The 11929-nt window shown below is 46.2% G+C and carries 6 protein-coding genes; 4 read left to right on the forward strand and 2 right to left on the reverse strand.

Annotated features, from left to right (window positions below):
- Window positions 1–623: 623 nt before the first annotated feature.
- From KXJ80_RS05620 to yidZ, 3 genes are all read left to right on the forward strand, one after another.
- On the forward strand, window positions 624–3455 hold the full coding sequence (locus KXJ80_RS05620; protein WP_218737982.1) for a M16 family metallopeptidase: 2832 nt from the start codon (window positions 624–626) through the stop codon (window positions 3453–3455).
- Window positions 3456–3655: 200 nt separating this feature from the next.
- The gene (locus tag KXJ80_RS05625; protein WP_099458497.1) at window positions 3656–4846 is read left to right on the forward strand and encodes an MFS transporter; all 1191 of its coding nucleotides are present in this window, start codon (window positions 3656–3658) and stop codon (window positions 4844–4846) included.
- On the forward strand, window positions 4821–5786 hold the full coding sequence (yidZ, locus tag KXJ80_RS05630) for an HTH-type transcriptional regulator YidZ (RefSeq protein WP_099457442.1): 966 nt from the start codon (window positions 4821–4823) through the stop codon (window positions 5784–5786). The genes KXJ80_RS05625 and yidZ overlap by 26 nt, the downstream gene beginning before the upstream one ends.
- A gap of 17 nt (window positions 5787–5803) precedes the next feature.
- On the opposite strand, the gene KXJ80_RS05635 is transcribed toward yidZ, so the two are convergent.
- Window positions 5804–8521: a DEAD/DEAH box helicase gene (locus tag KXJ80_RS05635; RefSeq protein ID WP_099457443.1), complete on the reverse strand. Its 2718-nt coding sequence runs from the start codon at window positions 8519–8521 to the stop codon at window positions 5804–5806.
- Between the two features lie 369 nt (window positions 8522–8890).
- On the opposite strand from KXJ80_RS05635, the gene KXJ80_RS05640 reads away from it, so the two are divergent.
- Window positions 8891–10252: a DUF4397 domain-containing protein gene (locus KXJ80_RS05640; RefSeq protein ID WP_037431166.1), complete on the forward strand. Its 1362-nt coding sequence runs from the start codon at window positions 8891–8893 to the stop codon at window positions 10250–10252.
- Window positions 10253–10319: 67 nt separating this feature from the next.
- Here the strand turns inward: KXJ80_RS05640 and KXJ80_RS05645 are convergent, their stop codons facing one another.
- Window positions 10320–11756 (reverse strand): LysM peptidoglycan-binding domain-containing protein, encoded by a 1437-nt coding sequence (locus KXJ80_RS05645; protein WP_218737984.1) that lies wholly within the window; start codon window positions 11754–11756, stop codon window positions 10320–10322.
- Window positions 11757–11929 lie beyond the last annotated feature (173 nt).

Here is an 11929-nt window from a genome sequence, read left to right on the forward strand (position 1 = left end):
TAGTTACGATTACTTTTATTGGTGTGAAAGGTGATTATGTTTTGCATAGTGTTAAATATATTAAACTTTTAATGTTTTTATGGAAGGGGAAGACTCATTTATTTTTATAGGTGTAAATAACTCTAAAAGTGGTTTTAGGTGGGTTAATTAGTATAAAACTTATAAAAAAGTAACCTTGTCAGTTTTTTTTATTATTTTTGTGGTTTAAGTAGTTTTTTATGGTTATTTACAATAAAAAACATATTGTTGAGTTATTTATATTGCATTTTAAAATCGATGGATTAATCGCATTTGATGAGAGGTTATAAGTAGCCTTACAGGATGAGATCACTTAATCATTATCTTGTGGGAGGCGATAAGGGAGGCTGTTCATCATTCTGTGGTTATTGCGTGCGTTAGCATATCGAGTTGGGTAAAAAGTGATTCCCACGGTGGAACTGTTAAATGTTCTCCTAAGATATTTTTTGGTATACCAAGGTGATAATCGCTTTTGGTACGCTGTAAGGTATTGATTTTGTGACTTAAAGCGTTTTTGTGGTTATAGTAAAAAGTCAATTTATCAGTATTGAGGTAAGCATTTTCTCCGGTTAATGAATCGAATGTTGGAGAGAAAGTGAATTTTTATGAGCAATTTCAAGAAAATCCAGTTTAAACGCCTATGGCTATGGCTGTTCCTTATCAGCATGGCTTTACCATTAAGTGCGGTTGAAGCGCCTCTGTGGCCTGAGTCGGCCAACCTGCCCTTAAGCGAACGAGTGCACAGTGGCACGCTTGCTAATGGGATGCACTACCTGTTAGTGAACAACAAAACCCCAGAGCAAGCCGTGATTGTCCGTATGCGGGTGGATGTAGGCTCGGTGATGGAAACGGATGCCGAGCAGGGGCTGGTGCATTTTTTAGAGCATATGGCGTTTAATGGATCTACGGGATTCGCGGCGGGGGAGATGATCCCTACCTTACAACGCATAGGTTTAAGTTTTGGTGCTGATACCAATGCGGTGACTGAATTTCAGCAAACGGTTTATCAGTTTAATTTACCGAGCAATAGCCAAGATAAAGTTGATACCGCTTTGTTTTTAATGCGCGAAATCGCCAGTAATCTGTTGCTTGACCCCGCGCTTATCGAGCGCGAAAAGGCGGTGGTCTTATCTGAACTGCGTGAACGCAGTAGTGCCGATTTAGAAAACTATCGCCACCAGTTAGCCTTTTTAATGCCGCAAACCTTGCTATCGCAGCGCTTTCCCGTAGGGGAAGCGACGAGCATTCAAAATGCGAATCGTGAAACGTTATTATCCCTCTATCAGCGTTTTTATACGCCATCGCGTACCACCTTAATCGTGGTGGGTGATATCGATGTCGGTCGTATCGAGCAAAAGATCAAGCAGCAATTTATCGACTGGAAAGCGGCGCCGCAGGCTGCTGGGGTTAAGGCACAATCCATCGGTGTGGTACAGGCTAAAACCGCTGTTGAGGCGGCGGCATTTTTTGATCCAAGCCTGCAAACCTCGGTTTCGTTAGGCATGTTAACACCTCAAACACCGCAACCAGATACGCCTGCAATGCGTGAGCAGGAGATGTTATTAGATATTGCCCATGGTATTTTGTATCGTCGTTTAGAGTCACAGTTGCTCCATAGCCAAGGTTTGTATGGCGTAAGCTTACAAATCGGCCCGCAATACAATATTGCCTACGGCACGCAAATGACGCTGGGAACGCAGGAAAACAACTGGCAGCAAGGGCTTGCGTTGTTGGAACAAACACTACGTCAGGCGCTGGAATTTGGCTTTAGCCAACAGGAAATCGATCAGCAACTTAAACGAATTCACAAGGGCTATCAGCTTAGTGCCGCAGGCAGTAACACTATCCACAGTGTGAACATTGCCGACAGCTTAGTGAGTGCGGTAGCGAGCAGGCGCGTGCCTGTGGAGCCAGAGTGGCAATTGGCTCTGTTTGAAAAGTTGATGCCGAGTATCACGCCGCAAAAACTGCATCAGTTGTTTAAACAGACTTGGGAAGGGACGCCTTATCTGTATCTAACCAATAACAAACCCATTGAAAGTATTGAAAAGCAACTCTTAGCCGCCTACAACGCGAGCCAAAAGCAAGCCGTAAAAGCGCCCGAAACCAAAGCCATTGCCGAGTTTGGCTATAGTCAATTTGGTGAGGCTGGACAGATTGTTGCCGATCAGCGCGATGCCACAACTGGCATACGAAAGCTAGAGTTTGCTAACGGTGTGCGTCTCAATTTAAAACCAACATCCTTTAATCAGGGGCTGACGTTGGTGAGTCTCAATATTGGCTTTGGTGAGGTGCCATTCCCCGAGCTAGATGGTTTGTCTTACCTGTTTAATAGCGCCTTTGTGCAGGGCGGTTTGGGACTTCACGATTTAGACAGCTTGCAGGAGATTTTTGCAGGCCAAGATATCTCGGTCAGTTTGAGTTTACGTGAGCAGAGTTTTGGTGGCGAGATCAGCACCAATGCTGCCGAGCTTCGCACCCAATTAGGTGTACTAACGGCTTATCTAGTCGACCCGGGGATGGATAAGCAAGCCGAGCAGTTATTCCGTGAGCAAGTGATTGCCGAGCAGCAGAGCATTCATAGCAATCCACAACTGGAGTTTTCGAATCAATTTGCGCGAATTGCCCATAATGGCGACAAACGTTATGGCTACGGCAACCCTGATGAAATCCTCAAGCGTCAGTTTGCTGAACTCGCGCCCAGCTTCCATTCTGCGGTTCAACAAGGGGCGATTGAGCTGGCCATCGTTGGTGATTTTGATGAGGACAAAGCCATTGCTGAGGTTGCACAAACCTTAGGAGCGATTTCCCGTCAGCCGTTCCCTAAGGGGCAGACTATCGTGCCTGTGTTTCCCAACGTGCCAGCACAAATGAGCCTGACGCATTATGGTCAGGTCGATATGGCAGCGCTCGCGCAGGTGTGGCCGACAGCGGATATGAGTAATCCCCGTGAGCTGGTGGGGTTAGGTTTGCTTGAGCAGGTACTAAGTATCTTACTTACCGAGAATGTGCGTGAGAAAGCGGGGGCAAGTTATTCGCCTTCTGCATTCTCATATAATGATTTAAATCCAACGGGATATGGTTATCTCGGCCTATTTAGTGTGACCACCACTACCATGTTGCCTGAGGTGGCTAAGCATTATGCCGCCGCAGTTAAGCAGGTTAAAACGCCTTCGGGGATCAGTGAGGATTTGCTCAATCGCGCCCGCCAGCCGGTGCTGGAGTGGATGCAGATGGCGCCGCAAAGTAATAACTTCTGGTTAGATTTGGCCTCAACCGCCCAAAGCCAACCGGAGCGTTTTACGACCTTTAACCAACGCTTGGCGTTGGTACAGCAGATCACGCTCGCCGAGTTAAGCCAATTGGCGCAGAAATACCTCAAGGATGATAAGCGGTTAACTATCGAAACCTTACCTGCACCCGTCACGGCTCCGTGAGCCATTAAACCGCAATTTATCTGAAGACCTACCTCCTGAGATACTCGTGTCACAAGAGGTTTGGTTTTTATTGGTGATTGAAATATTTGTCGGTCGTAATTGGAAATAATCGTTGTCGAAAATGCCACTCACGCTTAAGCGAAACCCGCATTAGGCTAAGCGCCATATTCTTGGAATGCGGTGATATGAGTGGTGATGTGATGTTTCGATATCTTTTATGTAGTTTTGGCTTGGTCCTAATGTACCCGACGGGGATCGATATGTACTTAGTCGGGTTGCCGCAAATTGCGAGTCAACTTGGGGCGAGTGAGGCGCAGCTGCACATTGCTTTTTCTGTGTATCTGGCTGGCATGGCGACGACTATGCTGTTTGCGGGCAGTTTAGCCGATAGGATTGGGCGTAAACCCATTACACTTTTTGGCGCCTTACTGTTCGCGCTAGCCTCCTATTTTGCAGCGGGCTCGCAAACCAGTGATCTGTTTTTAATCGCGCGCTTTGCGCAAGGCATTGGTGCGGGTTGTTGCTATGTTGTCGCGTTCGCGATTTTGCGTGATGTCTTAGACGATAAGCGCCGAGCCAAAGTGCTCTCAATGGTGAATGGCGTGACCTGTATTATCCCTGTGATCGCGCCTGTGATTGGCCACTTAATCATGCTTAAGTTTCCATGGCCTAGCCTGTTTTACACTATGGCGGCGATGGGATTACTGGTATTTGCTCTTTGTCTATTGGTATTGCGTGAAACCCATTCTAAAGCAGCATTTCACACGCAAGCTTTGCCAAGTGTGCAAAAGGAATCCTTTAAACAAGGCTTTTTTATCAGTCGCGTGGTCATAACGACCTTAGGTGTGACCACGATTTTAAGCTATGTGAATGTGTCTCCCATGCTGATTATGGGGCAGATGGGGTTTGACCGTGGCCAATATTCCAATACCATGGCAATGATGGCATTGGTGAGTATGTTAGCCTCATTTTCTACGCCCTTTTTGCTTAACCAGTTTAAAGAAAAATCATTAATTTTGTTCTCCCAAGGGTTATTCGTTGCGGCCGCCTTAGTGTTTATCTTGACTCAATTGGGCGGGGTTAGTCATTCATTCAATCTCTTAGGGTTTGCTTTTGTTTGTTCTGGTTTTTCAATTGGATTTGGGGTGACCATGAGTCAGGCACTTAGCCCATTTGTGGCTCGGGCAGGGGTGGCCAGCTCATTACTGGGGATTGCCCAAGTGTGTACTTCTGCGTTGTATATTTGGGTGATGGGTCTGCTCGACGTGAGCGCGATTAATATATTATTAGCTATCCTCAGCGTTGGTGCGCTGGTAAGTATCACGCTAATGTTAGCGGTACCTAAAATGTCGGAAATGGTAGCGAATGAGCAAATCCCTGAGTCGGCTTGACCTCAATCTGTTGTTTACTTTTCAGCTGCTATCGCAGGAGCTGAGCGTGTCTAAGGCTGCTAAAAAGCTCAATGTGACGCCATCGACCGTGAGTAAATCCTTGGCGAAATTGCGCGATTGGTTTGACGACCCACTATTCATTAAAACGCCCCAGGGATTGCAGTTAACGCCATTGGCCCAAAGCATGGAGCATGACTTAGCCGATTGGTTACAAATGGGCAAACAGCTTATGGGCAAGCGCGGGGACGATATGGCGAAAGGGCTTAGTTTTGAGCTAATGCTTGAGTCACCTTTGTCGCTTATTATGCTTAATCAATTAACGCAGGCGATTTACCAACACTATCCTGATGCAAAAGTGAAGGTGCGAAATTGGGATTATGATTCACTCGAGGCCATTATTCGCGGTGAGGCTGACATAGGTTTTACTGGCCGAGAAAGTCATCCTCGCTCCAAGGAGTCCCTTGATTTATTGCCTTATTTTATCGATTTTGAGGTTTTATTTACCGATCTTCCTCAGGTGTATTTGCACCGCGATCATCCCGCCTTACAGGATGAGTGGAATATAGACACTTTCTTAAAATATCCGCATATCAATATCTTGTGGGAAAAGAGTGAAACCTGGGCCTTAGATGATGTGCTTATCGAGCTTGGGTTAAGTCGTAATATTGTGCTGACCTTGGCCAGTTTTGAGCAGTCGCTGTTTGTCGCGGCAGAGCCTCACCACAGCATGATAGCAATTGCGCCGCAATATTGTGAGCAATATGCCCGCCAATTACACCCTGACTTAGTCACTCGCCCGATCCCGATAAGTGGCGAATATCTTAATAAACTCGCCATTCCTTTCACCTTGATTTGGCATAAGAGAAACAGCCACAACCCCAAAATCACTTGGCTGCGAAGCAAGATAAAAGCGATTTATCAGCCGCGTGGGTGTGATTAAGGCTGTTATTTGCAGCATTAACTCGGTTGGTTTATACCCAATTGCTGGCAAATATATTGGATGCACAATTCTTGCTGCTGACACCATAATCCGTAGCTGACGGGGATAAGTTGAATCCCCGCGCGCTGTAACAGCTTATACAGTTCAATATCGAAAAAGTCCGCCCATGGCCCTGGGTAACCGATTAAATCTATTGCTAAATATTGGTTACCATAGCGGCACAGAATATCCAGTTCTAGCCCCGCCATATGGTAGGCGCGCCAGACTGTTATGCCTTTTGCTTCAATCGCGAGTGCCACCGACTGGCCGAAGCTATCGAGGGAATCGACATAATTGTGCGCCGCTTGAAATTGGCTCGCCGATGCTAAGTAAGTTGCCAGTAAATTATTGTTGGGGAGCTCATGCGCTTGTACCGATAAAAATAGCCACTGCATTTGTTTAGCGCGGGTGATGGCGACATTGAACATATCTTCGCGATTTAAATACACGGCGGCGCGGCTGTCGTTGGCCGTAATGCTAAACGACAGCAGCATAATATCGCGCTCTTCCCCTTGAAAACCAAAGGGCGTGGCAATCCGTAATTGATGACGTTCTATTTGCTGCGTGCTAAAGCGTGCGAGGATTTGCTGGGATAAATACTCCGTCTGATTGCGAAAACAGGAGAGCACTCCAATGCTGGCGGGCACTAATACATTCTCTTGTTCATCAATCAGTTGAGCTAACTTTTGAATTAATGCCTCCGCTTCTATGGCGTTAATTCCTTTACTATCACGGTTACCAGTAACCTGGACTCGGTGTAAGTGTCCTGAACTCGTGCAAGGTCTGTGCTGCATAATCTTCAGCATGCCTTGATAAAACTGCTGATTACTAAATTGGATCAGCTCAGGTTTGCTGCGAAAATGCTCATTTAAAAATACCACTTGGGATTGGCTCGCAAGGGATTGTGATACTAAGTCGAGCATACTGGCATCACGGTAGCTCATTAGGCCGCGGCAATCCGCAGCGAGTCCGAGTTGCGTTTGGATTTGGGTTTGCTTTGCGCGGGATAAAAACGAGAAATGGCGCAGCTGTTTACTGTCGCCCACCACCAGTGCCGCTTTTGCCCGCTGCAAGGCCGGTAAACAGGCGGCAATATTGGCTTGGGTGGCTTCATCAATAATCACTAGATCAAACATTTGCTGCTCCATGGGCAGCACTTTATGTAAGCTGGCAAGGCTCGATAACCAAATGGGAAAGGTTTGCTTTAAGGCATCAAAATCCGTCTTGTAGAAGCCGTCGAGTTGCTTAGCGGACTGGCGAGCGCGAAGTGCACTGGCAAAACTCACCAGCGTACTGCGCTTATGTTTGAGCAATTGGTTTAATCGATAGTGAGTGGCCAATTGTAAGTATTTGAGGCTTAAGTCTTCTTTTTGGGCGATAAGGGCGGTTAATTTATCGAGCACATCCCATTGCTGGGCAAACTGTTTGATCCCAGCACGGTAAGCCCAGTTGTAAAATCCTAAGCGCCAGCGCGATTGTCCTTGTTGTAAGGTCGCCAGTTTTTGGCCGCGACGTATGGCATGGCGGCAATGGTGTATAAAACCGGTTTCCATTTTGGTTTGCTGACGAGTCACAGTATTTAGTTGCTGTTTTGCATTGAGTAGTAGGATATCTGAGAGGGTTTCAGCAGTCGCAGGATGCTGACCATGAAGCATTTCATCTATCTGGTTTTTAAGGACTTTAATAAACTGCGGCGAGCCAGCTCGAATAATACTGCTCCCAAGCTGGAATTGCTGCTGCAACTTGTCGGCAATCACATCAACGGCAACGTCGGTGTGGGCGACGATAAGTACCGATTTACCCCTTAATACCTGCTCCGCCGCCACTGTGGCGATGGTGTAACTTTTACCCGTTCCCGGTGGACCCGATATCTGTCCCAAAGTATGGTTGGCCGCCACCTTTAAGGCTTGAATTTGCGCGCGGCTTAATAGCCCTGGAAGATAAGCTTCTTGGGTGTCGACATTGTGATTAACTGAATCTCGAGTTGGCACTTGCTCAAATAGCGCTTGAAGCGGCGCAGAGAGTGAGGGTGCAGTAATGAGATTGTCGAGTTCGTGCAATATGCCGCGACTGGCCTGCGAACGCTCTGCAAGAATAATTTGGCTGCGACTAACCATAAACTGCCCACGTTTACGGCTAAGCTGAGTGAATTCAGCCTCATCGATCAGCTTGGGAAAATGCAATAAATGACTGGTATCAACATCGGCTTGGCCTGCCCGCAGCCAAGCTATCCAGCCACTGACATCCGTTGGATTATCGCGTAACTCTTGACTTAAGCTGTGTCCTTCAACGACTAATTTTTCTAACAGGGCTTCATTGATGGTGAATGGCCCGCCGCCAGAGAAGCTGTGATTAGATTCGAGGTAAATGTTATCGCCATCGGCCTGCAACTGGCATTCACGGTACAGCAGTGGCGTGACGACTTTACGTTTTTCGCCATTAAGCTCGACAGTGCCGCAGAAAAACAGACAACAGTGCAATAATACTTTTTCTCGTAGATACAAGGCACTACGCGCCATTAATGCCGAGGCGGGAGTAAATGGCACCGGTAAGCGAGGCAGAAAGCCACTGCTTAACTCATCTTCACCTTGGAGCAATAGCTTTTCTTGCTCAGTAAGTTTGTGGCTAGACCAAAGGTTAATTTCAGCACTATCGTGTTGAAAACACTGTTTGTAGTAGTTAAGAATCCCTTGCAAACCCTATCCATCCCTAAGGCTTAATTGGCGATGCGAGAGTAACCCAATCGTATCAGACGAACAAGGTTGTCGCGTATCTTGGGATGGAGCCAAAGCAGGTTAAAGTCCGAACGCCTGTGCTTAAAGCCAAATAATTTTTAGCGTAAAAGAAGTTATTTGAGTTGTAAGTAAACGTATCGCAAAAGGTATTTGTATCAATTCAGCGCCCGAAAAATGTGATTTGTATCAATAACAGTTTGGTTGCTGAAATGTTTGTTAAGTGTTTGAGTTTGTAAAATATTTGTTTTTGTTTTGAGTGGAAATTGCCATTGTTGTCATTGTATAACTGCGTAGACTGAACTGAAATTTTGTCTGCAAATGAGGGATACAATGCTTAACAATAAACTCAAAGGATTCGCAGTAATGACCTTCGCCTGTTTAGGGGTTACTGCTTGCGGTGGCTCCGATAATAACAAGGATGAGGATACCTCCAAAACCGATACCTATGTGCAATTTTACAACGCGACAGTTGGCAGCACTGATACCGCGCTGAAGATTGGCGATAAAACCTATGAAAGTGTGAGTTACGCCGATGCTATGCCACGCTTTACATCAACTCCCGGCGTGAGTGCTGTCGAGGTGATGGGTAAGGATGCGGCAAATAAAGATATTTCGCTCTATAAAGAGAATATCGATTTAAAAACGGCAACTGATCATTTCTTTGTTTTGCATGGGGATTTTGCCTCGCCAGCCCTTTTGAATATCAATTACTCGCGCACCGAGCTTGATAAACAAAATGCCGAGGCAGACAAGAGCAAAATGCAGTTGTTGATTGCCCATACCGCAACCAATGCACCAGCGTACGATGCGTATATTGCCAAGGCGGATAAAGGCTTTGCCGATGCGGTGATGCTTGGCAGCGTTTCCTATGGTGAGGTTTCAACGCCACAAATTTTGGATACGGGCGACTACAAAATTTATCTGACCGCGGCGGGTACGACCAATATCAGCTACACCACGGCGAGCATTAGCTTTAAAACCAAGGTGCCCTATAAGTTGATTTTAAGGGAAAGCTTTGGCGCATCAGCGGCTAAAATCAGTTTAGACAGCGTCGACTCTACCACCAATGTGCGTAACCATGTCGCCCTCGAAAGCAGTGTTGATTTTAGAGTGTTCAATGGCTTGGCCACACATAATGTTGATGTGAAAGTGGTGAGTAGTAAACAAGAAGCGCTATTTAGCAATGTGGCCCCCTTTGGCGTAACGGCCTATAAAGGCGCCGAGTTTAATGACTTTGGCGTGAGCGTATTTGACCATACTAGCCAAGCGAAATTGCTCGATAATGTGCTGATCACCCTTAATCAAGATGATATTAAAACCATCTTTATTTACGAGCAGGGCAGCCAAGTGAAGGCGATGGAGATGAAACAAACTCAAACGCCAAGTCCCTACAGCTTCAAGTTCGATATCGTCAGTTTTGCCGATAAGAGTAACCTGACTTTGTACTTCTTAAAGGCGAACGACACTATTGATACGGCAGCCTATAAGATCAGTGCGATTAATCCGACAGCGCCGCAATCGTTAGTGGTGCCTAAAGGTGAGTATTCGATTAAGGTCATCTCGGTAGAAAATGGCTCAAAAACGGTGGTTTATGCCTCTGATATGATCGATTTTAATAATCAAGATAACGTCACTATGGTGCTGAATAAGGATGCCTCAACTAGCTTTGGCTATAACCTAGTTAAGCTTTAATCGCAGCTAAATAAATTGGGCAATAAAAAAGCACTACCTAGGTAGTGCTTTTTCGTTTTAACAGTCTCTATTCTGACAGTTTTAGCTCTTGGCCGGGTTTAATAATGCTCTTGGCATTGAGCTGGTTCCACTTCATTAAATCGGCGAGTTTCACCTTGTTTTTACGCGCGATTTTATCCAGTGAATCCCCTGATTTTACTTTGTAGGTTTTGGCTTTAGCCGCTGGTTTATCGGTCGATTTTGAGGTGGTGGCTTTAGTGCTACTCGCATTCGCTTTGGTCGATGATTTGTCTGTTTTAGCCTTAGCTTTTGCGGGCTCTGGCTCATTATCATTAGCCGCCATTGGCGTTAATAGCGTGAGCTCTTGGCCGACTTTTAGGCGATCAGAGGTCAGATTATTTGCCTGTTTTAACTCTTTGACTGATAAATCAAATCTAGCTGCGATCGAACCTAAGCTATCACCGGATTTCACGATATAAGTTTGGCTGTCGTAACGTTTTTGAGCATAGAGCTTGTGCTGATTTTCTTGATAGTGGCCAATGTTTTCAATCGGCAGGGCAATTTGGTATTTGCCTTTACTGGGGATCACGTTTTGACGGTATCCAGGGTTATAGGTTTTGAACTCCGCTTTAGTGAGTCCCGCAGCATTGGCGATTTGGCTTATTTCAACGCCATTGGGCGCGGGTAAGCGTTCCAAAAATGGGCGATTGGCAATCGGCATTACTTTGAGATTGTAATGGCTTGGGGCGCGGATAATTTGGATAAACGCCAGCCACTTAGGCACGGTTTGTACTTGGCGAGCAGGAATATTCAGCGACCAGAAATCCGTAGGTTTGCCTTTAGCTTTGTTTCTATCGATAGCGGCTTTAATCACTAATTCGCCACTGTTGTAGCCCGCAACGGCGTTAATCCAGTCGTTACCTAAGGTGTCGTGTAAATGCTGTAAATAGTCGAGTACGGCATCGGTCGAGGCCAATGCATCTTTGCGACCATCGTAGGCTGAGTTGATCGTTAGGCCAAAGTTTCGGCCCGTAGCGGGGATCATTTGCCAAAGTCCGGCGGGGCCATTTGCTTGCGCCAGCGGGTTATAACCACTTTCGACAATTGGTAATAGTGCCAGTTCTAGTGGCATATTGCGGGCTTCGAGTTGACTCACAATATAGTATAAAAATGGCTCGGCACGCTGGGTCACCTGAGTCATAAACTTTTGCTTGTCATCGAAAAAGTTACGCTGTTTGCGTACTTCTGCATCGTCATGCACATCAATAGTACGGGCGTGTTGAATTTTCTCCCATACATCGGCATAGCGTTCGTCGACAATCTCTTTTTTATCATGATGAGATTGTGTGGTATCTCCGCTATCACCTTCAGCTTCTGGGGCTGTGGTGGCAAATTCCATGGGCGAGGTTTGCGCCGATGTTGTCGCACAGCCACTGAGTTGGGCTGTCAACATGGCGATCATTAGCACTGCTAATGCACTCGGTTGGCGAAAGGTTTTCCGCATGATTATCCTGTCATTTTTGCTAACTTGGCGTTATACCCAAACAACCTAACTCGATGCAGGCTTCTGTGTTTAAGACTGCCGAAACGGAGTGTTTGTGTACGCCATTTCTGTATTGCAGCAATTCAAAATGTGGTCGACATTTGTCCTTGATGCACCTTGAATGAGAGCACCCT

The organism is Shewanella xiamenensis, assembly GCF_024971755.1.
Classification (GTDB): Bacteria; Pseudomonadota; Gammaproteobacteria; order Enterobacterales; family Shewanellaceae; genus Shewanella; species Shewanella xiamenensis.